Below are 15,150 nucleotides of genomic sequence, written 5' to 3' on the forward strand. Positions count from 1 at the left end.
ACCTGAAAAGATCAGGCTGCTTCTGCGGCGTCAGCTTCAGCTGCGACGCGAGCGCGATCCTTCGCACCCTTTGCATCGGTGTCGCGGTCAACGAATTCGATGACGGCGAGAGCAGCGTTGTCGCCCTGGCGGAAACCAGCCTTCATGATACGCAGGTAGCCGCCGTTGCGGGTGGCGTAACGCGATGCGATCGTGTCGAACAGCTTCGAAACGACAGCGGCGTCGCGGATCTGCGAGATCGCCTGACGACGAGCATGCAGGTCGCCGCGCTTGCCGAGAGTGACGAGCTTTTCAACGATCGGGCGGATTTCCTTAGCCTTCGGCAGGGTCGTAACGATCTGCTCGTGCTCGATCAGCGAAGCTGCCATGTTGGCAAACATCGCCTTGCGGTGGCTGGCGGTTCTATTCAGCTTGCGGCCGGCTTTACCGTGGCGCATTGCTATTCTCCTTCACTTGCAGGCATCTGCCCGCAGTCTAATGGTTAGTATTGGTCTTCGTAACGCTTGGCGAGATCTTCGATGTTCTCAGGCGGCCAGGACGGCACTTCCATGCCGAGGTGCAGGCCCATGGAAGCGAGAACTTCCTTGATTTCGTTCAGCGACTTGCGACCAAAATTCGGCGTGCGGAGCATTTCTGCTTCGGTCTTCTGAATGAGGTCGCCGATGTAGACGATGTTGTCGTTCTTCAGGCAGTTGGCCGAACGGACGGAAAGTTCCAGTTCGTCGACCTTCTTGAGAAGCGCCGGGTTGAAGGCGAGCTCGGTGACTGCCTCTTCCTCTGCTTCCTTCTGCGGCTCGTCGAAGTTGACGAAAACCGACAGCTGGTCCTGAAGGATGCGGGCCGCAAACGCGATCGCATCTTCACCGGTGACGGAGCCGTCCGTCTCGATGGACATCGTCAGCTTGTCATAATCAAGAACCTGGCCTTCGCGGGTGTTTTCCACCTTGTACGAGACCTTCTTGACCGGCGAGTACAGGCTGTCGACCGGGATGAGGCCGATCGGAGCATCTTCCGAACGGTTACGGTCAGCCGGAACGTAGCCCTTGCCGTTGTTGACGGTGAACTCCATGCGGATTTCAGCGCCCTCGTCGAGGGTGCAGATCACATGGTTCGGGTTGAGGATTTCGATGTCGCCAACCGTCTGGATGTCACCGGCGGTTACAACGCCCGGACCCTGCTTGCGCACAACCATGCGCTTTGCGTCGTCGCCATCCATCTTGATGGCGATTTCCTTGATGTTGAGCACGATGTCCGTCACGTCTTCCCGAACGCCCGGGATAGAGGAGAACTCGTGCAGGACGCCGTCGATCTGCACCGCGGTAACAGCAGCACCGCGAAGCGACGACAGCAGCACGCGGCGAAGCGCGTTGCCGAGCGTCAGACCAAAGCCGCGTTCAAGCGGTTCCGCGACCAACGTTGCCTTGGTGCGGCCCGAGGAGATGAACTCCACCTTGTTCGGCTTGATCAGTTCCTGCCAATTTTTCTGGATCATGTTTTGTGCCTTCCGTTCGTTGTCACCATCCAATCGTGACAACCGAGCCCCGAAGTCCGGGAGCACGCCGAAGCGCCCTCACCGGCATTTTGAACGCAAATGATCAGACGCGGCGCTTCTTGCGCGGGCGGCAACCGTTGTGCGGGATCGGGGTCACATCGCGGATCGAGGTGATCATGAAGCCCGCAGCCTGCAGCGCGCGAAGTGCGGATTCACGGCCGGAACCCGGACCGCAAACTTCAACTTCAAGCGACTTCATGCCGTGTTCCTGGGCCTTCTTGGCGCAGTCTTCAGCGGCGATCTGAGCGGCAAACGGGGTCGACTTACGCGAGCCCTTGAAACCCTTGGCACCGGCAGACGACCAGGCAATTGCGTTGCCCTGTGCGTCGGTGATGGTGATCATGGTGTTGTTGAACGACGAATTGACGTGCGCGACGCCAGACGTGATGTTCTTGCGTTCGCGACGGCGAACGCGGGTGGCTTCCTTGGCCATAGGATCCCTTTCTTAGATCTCTGCACCGCCGTAATTCCAGCGGCTCCACCGGGAAAGGAATTTTCGTCCCCTGCCCTGCTTCTTCAGTTTCATCCAGGACCGGTGGAACCGGCCCTGCAGGCATTTCGCAAAACCGGTTAGGCAATGCGACGGTCGGGCAACGCCCTTCCCAAACTGCAAAAGGAGGCCGGCGCGTGCGCCAGCCTCCCAATCTCCCTATTCGGGAAATTACTTCTTCTTACCGGCGATCGCCTTTGCCGGACCCTTGCGGGTGCGGGCATTGGTGTGGGTACGCTGACCGCGCACCGGCAGGCTGCGGCGATGACGCAGGCCGCGGTAGCAGCCCAGGTCCATCAGACGCTTGATGTTCATCGACGTGTCGCGACGCAGGTCACCTTCAACCTGGTAGTCGCGGTCGATCGTTTCGCGGATCTGAAGAACTTCAGCGTCCGTCAACTGATGCACGCGGCGATCAGCCGGAATACCGACCTTCTCGACGATTTCCTGTGCGAATTTCGGTCCGATCCCGTGAATGTAGGTCAGCGCGATAACAACGCGCTTTGCCGTCGGGATGTTGACGCCAGCGATACGTGCCACGTCTATTCTCCTTGCGTTCCAGTTGCCATCCGGCAATAGGTGCTTCGTTACGCGACCTCAAGAGCCGCACGTTGATTGAGGTTCGAGACACGTCAAAACCGACCGTACCCGGACTTCGTTTCGTTGAAGACCGCGCCGATCGCTCCCATGTCGCGAGTTGGCGCTGTCTTTGGCGGAATCAGCCGGAAAAGTCAACTCCCCGGCGGTTCCTTTTCGGCAAAGACCCAGGGTCTAGGCCAGAATCTTCTCGATCTGTGCAGTCACGGCGTCTACATCGGCCATGCCGTCGACCGTCTTAAGCTCACCGGTGCCGGCATAGTGCTCCGACAAAGGTGCGGTCTTTTCCCGATATTCCGTCAGCCGACGCTTGAAGGCTTCCGGATTATCGTCCGATCTGACCGAGCCGCCCGCAGCGATAGTTTCCGCTACGCGATTCTCCATACGCTTTACAAGCGCCGTCTCGTCGACCTTGAGCTCGATCACGGCATCGAGCTTCAAGCCCTTGCCTTTAAGCATCTGGCCGAGAGCGACCGCCTGCGGGACCGTGCGCGGATATCCGTCGAGGATAAAGCCGTTGGCACAATCCGGGGCGTCGATCCGGTCCGACACGATCTCGTTGACGATCGCATCAGAAACGAGCTGTCCGGCGTCCATAACAGCCTTGGCGCGCTTGCCGACGTCGGTCGCCTGGGCGACGGCCGCCCGCAGCATGTCACCTGTGGAAAGCTGCGGAATACCGTACCTCTCCGTCAGAAGCTTGGCTTGTGTCCCCTTGCCAGCTCCGGGCGGTCCCAAAAAAATCAGTCTCATCGTCCCCTCTTTCCTCCGCGCAGCTTCGACTTCTTGATCAGCCCCTCATACTGCTGAGCGATGAGGTGACCCTGGATCTGTGCTACCGTATCAAGGGTAACGCTGACAACAATCAAAAGCGACGTACCACCAAGGTAGAACGGCACGCCAGTCTGGGCGATGAGGATTTCGGGCAGGATACAGACGAAGATCAGGTAGATCGCTCCAAGCACGGTGATGCGCGTCAGAACGTAGTCGATGTATTCAGCCGTACGCTCGCCCGGGCGGATGCCCGGAATGAAGCCGCCATGCTTCTTCAGATTGTCGGCTGTGTCCTTCGGATTGAAGACGATGGCCGTGTAGAAGAAGGCGAAGAACGCAATCATGCCGCCGTAGAGCACCATGTAGAGCGGCTGGCCGTGACCGAGCGCGCTGACGATAGATGTGGCCCAGCCGGGCAACGCCGCGGTGTTGGCAAAACCAGCAAGCGTCGCCGGCAGCAGCAGCAGCGACGATGCGAAGATCGCCGGGATAACACCCGCAGTGTTGAGCTTCAGCGGCAAGTGCGACGTGTCGCCCTGGAACATGCGGTTGCCGACCTGGCGCTTCGGATACTGGATCAGAAGACGACGCTGGGCGCGTTCGACGAAGACGATGAGCGCGATGACGGCAACGACCATGACGATGATCGCCAGGATCAACGGGGTCGAAAGCGCACCGGTGCGGCCAAGCTCGAGCGTTCCGGCAAGAGCCGTCGGCAGATGGGCGACGATGCCGGCGAAGATGATCAGTGAGATGCCGTTACCGATGCCCCGCGATGTGATCTGCTCGCCGAGCCACATCAGGAACATCGTGCCGCCGAGCAGCGAGATAACCGTGGAAATACGGAAGAACCAACCCGGATCGTTCACGAGGCCGTTGCCGCTCTCAAGGCCGACGGCAATGCCATAGGCCTGCATGACGCCGAGAAGCACCGTGCCGTAGCGGGTGTACTGATTGATGATCTTGCGACCCTGCTCGCCTTCTTTCTTCAGCTGTTCCAGCGCCGGAACGACGGAGGTCATCAGCTGAACGATGATCGAGGCAGAGATATAGGGCATGATGCCGAGCGCGAAGATCGCCATGCGCTCCACTGCGCCGCCCGAAAACATGTTGAAGAGCCCGAGAATGCCGCCGCTCTGGCCTTGGAAGGCCTGCGCAAACGCGTCCGGGTTGAGGCCGGGCAGCGGGATATAGGTGCCAAGACGGTAGACCAAAAGCGCACCAAGCGTGAACCACAGTCGTTTCTTCAGATCTTCCGCCTTGGCGAAAGTCGAGAAATTCAGGTTCGAGGCGAGCTGTTCCGCTGCAGAAGCCATGCAATTCTCCGCGTACCAAATCTCGGAATCAGCGGGAGTACCCTGTCCGTTCCGGAAGGACTAACTTTTCGTCTTGAAAACCGGACGCGAGGCGATTGTGTCTGCAATCGGATGCCTCACCGTGGTTTCCGCTATGTCCGCCGAGGCGAGCGATTCGCCATCGCGGACGTGAGGCTCACATATGGGAGCAAAACCGCCCGGAGTGAAGCACCCCGGGCGGTTGATCAGTAATATTATTCGGCAGCAGCCGAAAGCAGCTTGATGGAGCCGCCAGCCTTTTCGATCTTTTCGATCGCCGGCTTGGAAGCACCTGCAACTTCGAGCGAGATCTTCGCCTTCAGTTCGCCATCGGCCAGGACGCGAACGCCGTCCTTTTCGCGACGGATCACGCCGGCAGCCTTGAGAGCTGCTGCATCGACGGTCTTCGAAGCGTCAAGCTTCTTGGCGTCGATAGCCGTCTGGATGCGGCCGAGCGACACGACAACAAACTCCGAAGCGAAGATGTTGTTGAAGCCGCGCTTCGGCAGACGACGGTAGATTGGCATCTGGCCGCCTTCGAAGCCGTTGATGGCAACGCCCGAACGAGCCTTCTGACCCTTCACACCGCGACCGGCAGTCTTGCCGGAGCCGGAACCGATGCCACGGCCAAGACGCTTGCGGTTCTTGGTCGAGCCTTCGTTGTCCTTGATTTCATTCAGTTTCATGAGCTTATCCCCCTCACTTCTCGTCGACGACGCGAACGAGGTGCTGGACCGACCGGATCATGCCGCGAACAGCTGGGGTATCTTCCAGCGTGCGAACCCGGTGCATCTTGTTGAGGCCCAGGCCGATGAGCGTCTGACGCTGTACGGCCGGACGGCGAATGGGGCTACCGATCTGCTCGACGGTAACCGTCTTCGCAGCGTTTTCTTTCTTAGCCATCTGTCAGCTCCCTTATTCTTCGGAAGCAGCGCCGGAGGAAACACGACGAGCCTGGAGCGTGGCGTACTTCATGCCGCGCTGAGCTGCGATGTCCTTCGGGTGCATCTGGTTCTTGAGGGCGTCGAACGTTGCGCGAACCATGTTGTACGGGTTCGACGAACCGGTCGACTTAGCGACGACGTCGTGAACGCCGAGCGTTTCGAAAACGGCGCGCATCGGGCCACCAGCGATGATACCGGTACCGGCCTTGGCCGAACGCAGCAGCACCTTGCCGGCGCCGTGACGGCCGTGAACGTCGTGATGCAGGGTACGACCACCACGCAGCGGGACGAAGATCAGATCGCGCTTGGCGGCTTCCGTTGCCTTGCGGATGGCTTCCGGCACTTCGCGCGCCTTGCCATGACCGAAGCCAACGCGGCCCTTCTGGTCGCCAACGACGACGAGAGCTGCGAAACCGAAACGACGACCGCCCTTCACCACCTTGGCGACGCGGTTAATTGCTACGAGCTTATCGACAAATTCGCTGTCGCGCTCTTCGCGGTTCTGGCGATCTTCGCGAGAACCCCTTCTTTCCTGTGCCATTGTCCTTTTCCTTTTTCTTTTCCGGGTGCAATCGGCAGATTGACAAAAGTCGCCCCCGTCCTGTGGATCGGAAGCGACCGGAAACTTATGAGGGTTCCAGGCGGGCGCAAGGCCCGCCTGGCAACCGATCAGAAGTTCAGACCACCTTCACGTGCAGCTTCGGCCAAAGCCTTGATGCGACCATGATAGATGAAGGCGCCACGATCAAAGACAACGTCCTTGACGCCAGCCTTTACGGCGCGCTCAGCGATGAGCTTGCCGACGGCAGCAGCAGCTGCCGCGTCAGCGCCCGTCTTCAAAGACGAACGCAGATCGGTGTCGAGCGTGGAGGCAGACGCAAGCGTCTTGCCGGCCACGTCGTCGATAACCTGTACGTAGATGTTCTTCGACGAGCGATGAACCGACAGGCGCGGACGGCCATTCGCGACCGCCTTGATTTGACGGCGCACGCGGTTGGCGCGACGCACAAGAGTATCTTTCCTGCTAGCCATTTCGCGTGATCCTTACTTCTTCTTGCCTTCTTTGCGGACAATCCGCTCGCCGGCATACTTGACGCCCTTGCCCTTGTAGGGCTCGGGGCCGCGGTATTCGCGGATTTCCGCTGCAACCTGGCCGACCTGCTGCTTGTTGATGCCGGAGACGACGATTTCCGTCGGCTTCGGTACAGCGATCGTGATGCCTTCCGGCGTCTGGTAGACCACGTCGTGGCTGAAACCGAGTGCCAGCTGCAAGTTCTTGCCCTGCAGCGAAGCGCGGTAACCAACGCCGTTGATTTCGAGCTTGCGCTCGTAACCGTCCTTAACACCCTTCAGGATGTTCTCGATCATCGTGCGGGACATGCCCCACTTGGAACGAGCATCCTTGCTCTGGTTGAGCGGCTGTACAACAACCGCGTTGTCTTCGAGCGCTACCGATACTTCGTCGTTTGCAACAAAGAACAGTTCGCCCTTAGGGCCCTTCGCCGTTACCTTCTGGCCATCAACGCTTGCCGTGACGCCTGCAGGAACTTGAACGGGCTTTTTACCGATACGAGACATTTTTATACCTGTCTGTTCGCTATGGAGATCATGTTACGTCTTAGAAGACGGAGCAAAGAATCTCGCCACCAACATTCTGTTCGCGTGCCTGATGATCGGCCATCACACCCTTCGGAGTCGAAAGGATGGTGATGCCGAGGCCGTTCGCGACCTGCGGAATGGACTTAACCGAGACATAAACTCGGCGGCCCGGCTTGGAAACGCGTCCGATCTCACGGATTACGGAAGCGCCTTCGTAGTACTTCAGTTCGATGTTCAGCTCGGCCTTGCCGTTGCCAAATACGACTTCAGAGTATCCACGGATGTAGCCTTCAGCCTGAAGGACATCCAGAACACGTGCGCGGAGCTTCGAAGCCGGCGTGGAAACGCTCGACTTGCGGCGTGCCGCGCCGTTACGGATACGGGTGAGCATATCGCCCAGCGGATCAGTCATTGCCATGTGCCCGTCTCCTTACCAGCTCGACTTGACAATACCCGGCACGCGGCCGGAATTGCCCAGTTCGCGAAGCGCAATACGCGACATGCGAAGTTTACGATAGTAGGCGCGCGGACGGCCCGTAACTTCACAACGGTTGCGGATGCGGGTCTTGGATCCATCACGCGGCAGTTCAGCCAGCTTGATGGTTGCCTTGAACCGCTCTTCGATCGGCAGAGACTGGTTCATGATGATTGCCTTCAGAGCGGCGCGCTTAGAGGCTTGCCCGGCAACCAGTTTGCGGCGGCGCTTGTTCTTTTCAACTGCGCTCGTTTTCGCCATAACAGTTATCCTTCTTTACGCTTGTCGTTACGGATTACTGACGGAACGGGAAGTTGAACTCTGTGAGCAGAGCGCGTGCTTCGTCGTCGTTAGTAGCCGTCGTGCAAACGATGATGTCCATGCCCCACATCTGATCAACCTTGTCGTAGTTGATCTCAGGGAACACAATGTGCTCCTTGACGCCCATGGCGAAGTTGCCACGGCCATCGAAGGACTTCGGGTTGAGGCCACGGAAGTCGCGAACACGCGGAAGAGCGATGTTCACGAGACGATCCAGGAACTCATACATCCGAACGCCGCGCAGGGTAACCTTGGCACCAATCGGCATGCCTTCGCGCAGCTTGAAGCCAGCGATGGAGTTGCGAGCGCGGGTGATTACCGGCTTCTGACCAGCAATCGCAGCGAGGTCGGCAGCTGCGACGGTCGGCTTCTTGGAGTCGCCGGTCGATTCGCCAACACCCATGTTGATGACGATCTTGTCGAGGCGCGGGATCTGCATTTCGTTGGCGTAGGAGAACTTCTCCTGCATAGCCGCACGAATACGCTCGACATATTCCTTCTTGAGCCGGGGCTCATAAGCGGACTTAGCCATCGATCACTACTCCCGAACGCTTGGCCACGCGGACCTTCTTGTCACCGTCGATCTTGAAGCCGACGCGGGTCGGCTTGCCGTCCTTCGGATCGGCAATCGCGATGTTCGAAAGATGGATCGAGGCTTCCTTGTTGATGATGCCGGCTTCCTGGCTCTGGGTCTGGCGCTGGTGACGCTTCACCATGTTCACGCCACGCACTACAGCCCGATCTTCCTTCGGCATAACCTGTACGACTTCGCCGGTACGGCCCTTGTCCTTACCGGTGAGAACGACGACCTTGTCGCCTTTACGAATCTTTTGCATCTCTCAACGCTCCCTTAGAGTACTTCCGGAGCCAGCGAGATGATCTTCATGTGGTTCTTGGCGCGAAGTTCGCGCGGAACCGGTCCGAAGATACGGGTGCCGATCGGCTCTTTCTTGTTATCGATAAGAACGGCTGCGTTTGTGTCAAAACGAATGACGCTGCCATCCGCACGGCGGATGTCTTTCGCGGTGCGAACGACAACAGCCTTCATGACATCACCCTTCTTCACGCGGCCGCGCGGAATGGCTTCCTTGATCGAAACGACAATGATGTCGCCGATCGACGCGTACTTACGCTTGGAGCCGCCCAGCACCTTGATGCACATGACACGACGTGCGCCGGAATTATCCGCCACGTCGAGGTTTGTTTGCATCTGAATCATGTCAGGTCGCCTTCTTGTTGTTACCGGGCCGGTTGGGTCTAGACCCCCTCGCCCGGCTTATTGTGCCTATCTCAAAGCAAAAGAACGCCCGGACTCGAGCGTTCCTCTACTTCAATTGCGTGCTTCATACAGATATTTGCCCAAGACGCAAGGGTCTCGCGGTCAAATCCCGTAGAAATCAAGCCTGGGCGGCAACCACCGTCCAGCGCTTATCCTTGGAGATCGGCGCGCATTCCTCGATGGAAACAACGTCACCAACCTTGTACTGGTTGTTTTCGTCGTGCGCCTTGTACTTCTTCGAACGGCGGACGGTCTTCTGGAGAATCGGGTGCGCAAAGCGGCGCTCGACTCTGACGACGACGGTCTTGTCGTTCTTGTCGCTGACGACTGTGCCCTGCAGAATGCGTTTCGGCATATTTTGTGGTCCTTAGGCCTTGGCTTCTGCCGCCTTCTGGCGGGCAATTGTTTTGACGCGTGCGATGTCCTTACGGACTTCGTCAATACGCGACGACTTTTCGAGCTGGCCGGTTGCCTTCTGGAAACGCAGATTGAACTGCTCTTTCTTCAGCTTGGCAAGCTCTTCGTTGAGTTGATCGGCGCTCAGAGCGCGAACATCTGCGGCTTTCATGAGATTCACTCCTTACTCTGCGATACGCTGCACGAAGCGCGTCTTGACAGAGAGCTTGGCAGCACCAAGACGAAGTGCCTCACGGGCGAGTTCTTCGCTGACACCATCGATCTCGAACATCATACGACCAGGCTTGACCTTGCATGCCCAGTATTCAACCGAGCCCTTACCCTTACCCATGCGGACTTCGGTAGGCTTGGCGGTGACCGGAACGTCAGGGAACACACGGATCCAGACGCGGCCGGCACGCTTCATATGGCGGGTGATCGCGCGGCGGGCCGCTTCGATCTCGCGCGCATTGACGCGGTTTGGTTCTTGAGCCTTCAGGCCGAATTCACCAAAGGAAAGATCAGATCCGCCCTTGGCTACGCCCTTGATGCGGCCCTTGAATTGCTTGCGATACTTCGTACGCTTTGGCTGCAACATTTTTTTAATTCTCCGATATTGGCTGCCACGCGCGCATGTTACGCGTTTTCGCGACGACGGTCTCTGCTGCTGCCGCCCTGGTTGTCACTCTCGATCGCGCGACGCTCGGAAGCCATCGGATCGTGCTCAAGGATCTCGCCCTTGAAGATCCAGACCTTGATGCCGCAGATACCGAAAGCGGTTTGAGCTTCAGACGTACCGTAGTCGATGTCCGCACGCAGAGTGTGCAGCGGAACGCGACCTTCGCGGTACCATTCGGTACGAGCGATTTCGGCACCACCGAGACGACCGGCGCAGGTGATCTTAATGCCTTCGGCGCCAAGACGCATGGCCGACTGAACAGCGCGCTTCATCGCACGGCGGAAAGCCACGCGGCGCTCGAGCTGCTGAGCGATCGACTGGGCAACGAGCGTTGCGTCAACTTCCGGCTTGCGCACTTCAACGATGTTGAGGTGGGTTTCGGAGTTGGTCATCTCGGAAAGCTTCTTGCGGAGCTTTTCGATGTCTGCGCCCTTCTTGCCGATGATCAGGCCCGGACGAGCCGAGTGGATCGTTACGCGGCACTTCTTGTGCGGACGCTCGATCACGACCTTGGCAATGCCAGCGGCCTTCAGCTCTTCCATCAGGTAAGCGCGGATCTTCAGGTCTTCGTGAAGAAGCTGACCGTATTCCGCGTTATCAGCGAACCAACGGCTATCCCAGGTCCGGTTGATGCCGAGACGGAAACCGATCGGATTAATCTTCTGGCCCATTATGCGGCCTCCCCTTTGGCTTCCACTTCACGAACGACGATCGTCAAGTGAGAGAACGGCTTTTCAACACGCGATGCACGGCCGCGACCACGAGCGTGGAAGCGCTTCATCACAATCGACTTGCCAACATACGCCTCAGCGACGATGAGCGAATCAACGTCGAGGTCGTGGTTGTTCTCAGCGTTTGCGATCGCGGATTCAAGCGTCTTCTTGACCGTTTCCGAGATCCGCTTGCGCGAGAACTCGAGTTCGGCCAGAGCGCGCTCGACCTTCTTGCCGCGGATCATCGCTGCAACCAGGTTGAGCTTCTGGGGGCTGACGCGGATCGTGCGCGCAATTGCCTGCGCTTCATTATCCTTCAGCCGGCGTTCGGCTTTTGCCTTGCCCATTGTTACTTCCTCTTTGCCTTCTTGTCCGCACCATGACCGTAATAGGTCCGGGTCGGAGAGAATTCACCGAACTTGTGTCCGACCATTTCTTCTGACACCGAAACGGGAACATGCTTGTTGCCGTTGTAGACGCCGAAGGTGAGACCCACGAACTGCGGAAGGATCGTGGAGCGACGGCTCCACATTTTGATCACTTCGTTACGACCGCCGTCACGAACCTTCTCAGCCTTCTTGAGAAGATAGCCGTCAACAAACGGACCTTTCCATACTGAACGAGCCACTTGAGACTTCCTCTCTTACTTCTTGCGCTGGTGACGCGACCGCATGATGAACTTGTCGGTCGACTTGTTGGAGCGCGTCCGCTTGCCCTTCGTCGGCTTGCCCCAAGGGGTAACCGGGTGGCGACCACCGGACGTACGGCCTTCACCACCGCCGTGCGGGTGGTCAACCGGGTTCATGACGACGCCGCGAACGTGCGGCTTCTTACCGCGCCAGCGCGAACGACCAGCCTTACCGTCATTGATGTTGCCGTGATCGGGGTTCGATACAGCACCGATGGATGCGAGGCAAGAGCCGTGCACGAGGCGCTGTTCACCCGAGTTCAGGCGAAGGATTGCCATGCCCTGGTCACGACCAACGAGCTGCGCGTAGGTACCGGCCGAGCGAGCCAGCTGGCCGCCCTTACCCGGCTTCATTTCCACGTTGTGGATGATGGAGCCGACCGGGATGAACTGCAGCGGCATGGTGTTGCCGGGCTTGACGTCGACTGCTGCCTTTTCCGAAGCGATGACCTTGTCGCCGGCAGCGAGACGCTGCGGAGCGAGGATGTAGGCCTGTTCGCCATCGGCGTAGGTTACCAGCGCGATGAACGCGGTGCGGTTCGGGTCATATTCCAGACGCTCGACGGTGCCTTCTACGTCGAACTTGCGACGCTTGAAGTCGACCAGACGGTAGGTCCGCTTGTGACCGCCGCCCTGGAAGCGAACGGTGATACGGCCGAGGTTGTTGCGACCGCCCTTGGAGTGCAGACCTTCGGTCAGCGCCTTTACCGGCTTGCCCTTGTAGAGGCCGGACCGGTCAACGATGACCAGCTGGCGCTGGCTCGGGGTCGTCGGATTGAAACTTTTCAATGCCATTTTATTGTTCCCTTTTGGGTTTTTACCCTAATGGGCCTATCCGTTAGAGACCGGTGGAGACGTCGATGGACTGACCGTCGGCGAGCGTGATGATCGCCTTCTTCACGTCCTTCTGCTTTCCGGTAAAGCCGCGGAACCGCTTGGTCTTGCCCTTGCGGACGAGCGTGTTCACGGCCGTAACCTTGACGCCGAACAGAGCTTCGACAGCAGCCTTGATTTCAGGCTTCGAAGCACCCTTGGCGACGTTGAAGACGATCTGGTTCTGTTCGGAAACCAGCGTCGACTTTTCAGTGATCGAGGGAGACACGATCACGTCGTAGTGGCGAAGATCCGTCATTTGAACCGCTCCTCCAGAGCTTCCACGGCAGCCTTGGAAAGCACGAGCTTGCCACGGCGCAGAATGTCGTAAACGTTGATGCCCTGAACCGGCAGAACGTCCACATTCGGGATGTTCTGAGCGGCGAGCTTGAAGTTGTTCTCGATTTCAGCGCCGCCGATGATCAGAGCATTGGTCAGACCGAGCGAGGCGAATACGCCAGCCAGGGTCTTCGTCTTTGCTTCTGCGGCAACGAGATCATCGAGAACGATGATGTTTTCAGCCTTCAGCTTGGCAGACAGAGCGTGGCGAAGGCCGAGTGCACGAACCTTCTTCGGCAGGTCATGGGCGTGGCTGCGAACAACCGGGCCATGAGCCTTACCACCGCCACGGAACTGTGGAGCACGAGCGGAGTGGTGGCGGGCGCGGCCCGTACCCTTCTGCTTGTACATCTTGGCGCCGGTGCGCGAAACTTCCGCGCGGCCCTTGGCCTTGTGTGTGCCCTGCTGCTTCTTAGCGAGCTGCCAGCGAACGACGCGGGCGATGATGTCTTCACGGGGTTCGAGACCGAAAATGGCGTCCGAAAGGGAAACCTTTCCCGCGTCCTTGCCCTCGAGGGTTTTGACGGTGAGATCCATTATTCGGCTCCCTTACTTCGATGCTTCGGCGCGCACGGCCGCGGGGCGCGGTGCGCCTTCCGGGGTGCCCGACTTGATGGCGTCACGAACGACGATCCAGGCACCCTTGGAGCCGGGGACAGCGCCCTTGACCAGGATCAGACCGCGGTCTTCATCGGTCGATACGACTTCGAGGTTCTGCGTGGTGACGCGCGTCTGGCCCATGTGACCAGCCATGCGCTTGCCCTTCCAGACGCGGCCCGGATCCTGGTTGGAACCGGTCGAACCATGCGAACGGTGCGATACGGAAACGCCGTGCGTTGCACGCAGACCGCCGAAGTTGTGGCGCTTGATGGCGCCGGCAAAGCCCTTACCGATCGTGGTACCGGTGACGTCGACGAGCTGGCCCGCAACGAAATGGTTGGCGGTCAGTTCGGAGCCGATGTCGATCAGATTGTCCGCGGAAACGCGGAATTCGACGAGCTTCGCCTTCGGTTCGACGTTGGCGGCAGCAAAGTGGCCGCGCATCGCCTTCGGCGTGTTCTTGACCTTGGCAGTGCCGGCGCCCAACTGGACAGCGGTATAGCCGTTCTTGTCGTCCGTGCGCTGGGCTACCACCTGGCAGTTTTCCAGCCGCAATACTGTTACCGGGATATGCTCGCCGGCGTCGTTGTAGACGCGCGTCATTCCCACTTTCTGTGCAATCACACCTGAACGCATCGGTTCATTCCTCTTGAGAGTTAACGTCGGGGCGAACCCCTTCGCATCTCTTGTTTAAGGTCTCCCTCTGATCCTTGCGGAACGCCGGGTCGCCCGTTTCTGGAAGCCGTTGGACCGAAGCCCACGTACCTTCCTTGTTATTAAAGCTTAATTTCCACGTCGACGCCGGCAGCGAGGTCGAGCTTCATCAGCGCGTCAACGGTCTGCGGAGTCGGATCTACGATATCGAGAAGGCGCTTGTGGGTACGCATTTCGAACTGTTCGCGGCTCTTCTTGTCGACGTGCGGCGAACGGTTGACCGTAAATTTTTCAATGCGCGTCGGCAGCGGTACTGGACCGCGCACGCTGGCACCGGTGCGCTTGGCCGTCGAGACGATTTCGCGTGTCGAGGCATCGAGGATCCGGTGATCAAACGCCTTGAGGCGGATGCGGATGTTCTGGCCGTTCATACGACTTATCCTTGTTCATGTTAGTTGCGGTTTCCGTGGAGAAACGCGCATTGAACTTCGTTTGATGTTCGGCCAGTCCGCTAATTTTTCAAAGATCGGAGGGACAAGGTTTCCCCTGCCCCTTCCTATTTGAGCGGCCGTGGCCGGCCTGTACTTTCGCGATCGCACTATGCCGACGCACCATGCAAATCACGCTTGCGCGCCATTTGCACTATTTCGGCGTCGTCGGCAAGCCGTGCGACCAACTAAATCATGCTGGGCGGCTATGTCCGAGGCGCATAACAATGCGCCTCGCCTCATTCCGCCCGTTCGCCGATTACTCGACGATCGAAGCAACGATGCCGGCGCCGACGGTACGGCCACCTTCGCGGATAGCGAAGCGCAGCTTTTCTTCCATCGCGATCGGAACGAT

27 protein-coding genes and 1 pseudogene are annotated in these 15,150 nt (G+C 58.8%); all 28 read right to left on the minus strand.

Going from position 1 to position 15,150, the window contains the following annotated elements; all coding sequences use genetic code 11:
• Positions 1–11: 11 nt before the first annotated feature.
• The gene (rplQ, locus tag ASD02_RS20245; RefSeq protein WP_025426687.1) at positions 12–437 is read right to left on the minus strand and encodes a 50S ribosomal protein L17; all 426 of its coding nucleotides are present in this window, start codon (positions 435–437) and stop codon (positions 12–14) included.
• A 44-nt stretch (positions 438–481) separates the two neighbouring features.
• On the minus strand, positions 482–1,492 hold the full coding sequence (locus ASD02_RS20250; RefSeq protein ID WP_025426686.1) for a DNA-directed RNA polymerase subunit alpha: 1,011 nt from the start codon (positions 1,490–1,492) through the stop codon (positions 482–484).
• A 103-nt stretch (positions 1,493–1,595) separates the two neighbouring features.
• Positions 1,596–1,985 (minus strand): 30S ribosomal protein S11, encoded by a 390-nt coding sequence (rpsK, locus tag ASD02_RS20255; protein WP_003536496.1) that lies wholly within the window; start codon positions 1,983–1,985, stop codon positions 1,596–1,598.
• Positions 1,986–2,213: 228 nt separating this feature from the next.
• Entirely contained in the window at positions 2,214–2,582 is a 369-nt protein-coding gene (gene rpsM / locus ASD02_RS20260; protein ID WP_025426685.1) for a 30S ribosomal protein S13, read from the minus strand.
• A 231-nt stretch (positions 2,583–2,813) separates the two neighbouring features.
• Positions 2,814–3,392 carry an adenylate kinase gene (locus tag ASD02_RS20265; RefSeq protein ID WP_025426684.1) on the minus strand — a complete coding sequence of 193 codons (579 nt, stop codon included), beginning with the start codon at positions 3,390–3,392 and terminating at the stop codon, positions 2,814–2,816.
• Positions 3,389–4,729 (minus strand): preprotein translocase subunit SecY, encoded by a 1,341-nt coding sequence (gene secY, locus ASD02_RS20270; protein ID WP_025426683.1) that lies wholly within the window; start codon positions 4,727–4,729, stop codon positions 3,389–3,391. Before secY ends, ASD02_RS20265 begins: the two co-directional genes overlap by 4 nt.
• Before the next feature lie 233 nt (positions 4,730–4,962).
• A complete protein-coding gene (rplO, locus tag ASD02_RS20275) occupies positions 4,963–5,433 on the minus strand; it encodes a 50S ribosomal protein L15 (RefSeq protein ID WP_025426682.1) in 471 nt (156 codons plus the stop codon).
• Between the two features lie 13 nt (positions 5,434–5,446).
• Positions 5,447–5,650, minus strand: coding sequence for a 50S ribosomal protein L30 (gene rpmD, locus ASD02_RS20280; RefSeq protein WP_025426681.1), 204 nt, complete (start codon positions 5,648–5,650; stop codon positions 5,447–5,449).
• A 12-nt stretch (positions 5,651–5,662) separates the two neighbouring features.
• Positions 5,663–6,232, minus strand: a complete 570-nt coding sequence (gene rpsE, locus ASD02_RS20285; RefSeq protein WP_025426680.1) for a 30S ribosomal protein S5 — start codon at positions 6,230–6,232, stop codon at positions 5,663–5,665.
• Between the two features lie 128 nt (positions 6,233–6,360).
• On the minus strand, positions 6,361–6,723 hold the full coding sequence (gene rplR / locus ASD02_RS20290) for a 50S ribosomal protein L18 (protein WP_025426679.1): 363 nt from the start codon (positions 6,721–6,723) through the stop codon (positions 6,361–6,363).
• 12 nt (positions 6,724–6,735) lie between these two features.
• Positions 6,736–7,269: a 50S ribosomal protein L6 gene (rplF, locus tag ASD02_RS20295; RefSeq protein WP_025426678.1), complete on the minus strand. Its 534-nt coding sequence runs from the start codon at positions 7,267–7,269 to the stop codon at positions 6,736–6,738.
• A 40-nt stretch (positions 7,270–7,309) separates the two neighbouring features.
• Positions 7,310–7,708, minus strand: coding sequence for a 30S ribosomal protein S8 (gene rpsH / locus ASD02_RS20300; protein WP_025426677.1), 399 nt, complete (start codon positions 7,706–7,708; stop codon positions 7,310–7,312).
• A 12-nt stretch (positions 7,709–7,720) separates the two neighbouring features.
• A complete protein-coding gene (rpsN, locus tag ASD02_RS20305; protein ID WP_025426676.1) occupies positions 7,721–8,026 on the minus strand; it encodes a 30S ribosomal protein S14 in 306 nt (101 codons plus the stop codon).
• 34 nt (positions 8,027–8,060) lie between these two features.
• Positions 8,061–8,618: a 50S ribosomal protein L5 gene (rplE, locus tag ASD02_RS20310; RefSeq protein WP_025426675.1), complete on the minus strand. Its 558-nt coding sequence runs from the start codon at positions 8,616–8,618 to the stop codon at positions 8,061–8,063.
• Positions 8,611–8,922, minus strand: coding sequence for a 50S ribosomal protein L24 (gene rplX, locus ASD02_RS20315; protein ID WP_025426674.1), 312 nt, complete (start codon positions 8,920–8,922; stop codon positions 8,611–8,613). The genes rplE and rplX overlap by 8 nt, the downstream gene beginning before the upstream one ends.
• A gap of 14 nt (positions 8,923–8,936) precedes the next feature.
• A complete protein-coding gene (rplN, locus tag ASD02_RS20320; protein WP_003536525.1) occupies positions 8,937–9,305 on the minus strand; it encodes a 50S ribosomal protein L14 in 369 nt (122 codons plus the stop codon).
• Positions 9,306–9,483: 178 nt separating this feature from the next.
• Positions 9,484–9,720, minus strand: coding sequence for a 30S ribosomal protein S17 (gene rpsQ / locus ASD02_RS20325; protein ID WP_025426673.1), 237 nt, complete (start codon positions 9,718–9,720; stop codon positions 9,484–9,486).
• A gap of 12 nt (positions 9,721–9,732) precedes the next feature.
• Positions 9,733–9,933 carry a 50S ribosomal protein L29 gene (rpmC, locus tag ASD02_RS20330; RefSeq protein ID WP_025426672.1) on the minus strand — a complete coding sequence of 67 codons (201 nt, stop codon included), beginning with the start codon at positions 9,931–9,933 and terminating at the stop codon, positions 9,733–9,735.
• Between the two features lie 12 nt (positions 9,934–9,945).
• A complete protein-coding gene (rplP, locus tag ASD02_RS20335) occupies positions 9,946–10,359 on the minus strand; it encodes a 50S ribosomal protein L16 (RefSeq protein WP_025426671.1) in 414 nt (137 codons plus the stop codon).
• Positions 10,360–10,397: 38 nt separating this feature from the next.
• Complete coding sequence (rpsC, locus tag ASD02_RS20340; RefSeq protein ID WP_025426670.1) at positions 10,398–11,111, minus strand: 30S ribosomal protein S3; 714 nt, start codon at positions 11,109–11,111, stop codon at positions 10,398–10,400.
• On the minus strand, positions 11,111–11,500 hold the full coding sequence (gene rplV, locus ASD02_RS20345) for a 50S ribosomal protein L22 (RefSeq protein ID WP_025426669.1): 390 nt from the start codon (positions 11,498–11,500) through the stop codon (positions 11,111–11,113). The genes rpsC and rplV overlap by 1 nt, the downstream gene beginning before the upstream one ends.
• Positions 11,501–11,502: 2 nt before the next feature.
• Positions 11,503–11,781 carry a 30S ribosomal protein S19 gene (rpsS, locus tag ASD02_RS20350; RefSeq protein WP_025426668.1) on the minus strand — a complete coding sequence of 93 codons (279 nt, stop codon included), beginning with the start codon at positions 11,779–11,781 and terminating at the stop codon, positions 11,503–11,505.
• A gap of 15 nt (positions 11,782–11,796) precedes the next feature.
• Positions 11,797–12,636, minus strand: a complete 840-nt coding sequence (gene rplB / locus ASD02_RS20355) for a 50S ribosomal protein L2 (protein ID WP_025426667.1) — start codon at positions 12,634–12,636, stop codon at positions 11,797–11,799.
• Positions 12,637–12,679: 43 nt separating this feature from the next.
• Positions 12,680–12,973, minus strand: a complete 294-nt coding sequence (locus ASD02_RS20360; RefSeq protein ID WP_025426666.1) for a 50S ribosomal protein L23 — start codon at positions 12,971–12,973, stop codon at positions 12,680–12,682.
• Complete coding sequence (gene rplD, locus ASD02_RS20365; protein WP_025426665.1) at positions 12,970–13,590, minus strand: 50S ribosomal protein L4; 621 nt, start codon at positions 13,588–13,590, stop codon at positions 12,970–12,972. The genes ASD02_RS20360 and rplD overlap by 4 nt, the downstream gene beginning before the upstream one ends.
• A 12-nt stretch (positions 13,591–13,602) precedes the next feature.
• Positions 13,603–14,289 carry a 50S ribosomal protein L3 gene (rplC, locus tag ASD02_RS20370; protein ID WP_025426664.1) on the minus strand — a complete coding sequence of 229 codons (687 nt, stop codon included), beginning with the start codon at positions 14,287–14,289 and terminating at the stop codon, positions 13,603–13,605.
• Between the two features lie 140 nt (positions 14,290–14,429).
• Positions 14,430–14,738, minus strand: a complete 309-nt coding sequence (rpsJ, locus tag ASD02_RS20375) for a 30S ribosomal protein S10 (protein WP_003507767.1) — start codon at positions 14,736–14,738, stop codon at positions 14,430–14,432.
• Between the two features lie 316 nt (positions 14,739–15,054).
• Positions 15,055–15,150 (minus strand): annotated as a pseudogene (locus tag ASD02_RS37225) (elongation factor Tu); the annotation flags it as partial.

Origin of the sequence: Ensifer sp. Root1252, assembly GCF_001425885.1 — a bacterium.
Classification (GTDB): Bacteria; Pseudomonadota; Alphaproteobacteria; order Rhizobiales; family Rhizobiaceae; genus Ensifer; species Ensifer canadensis.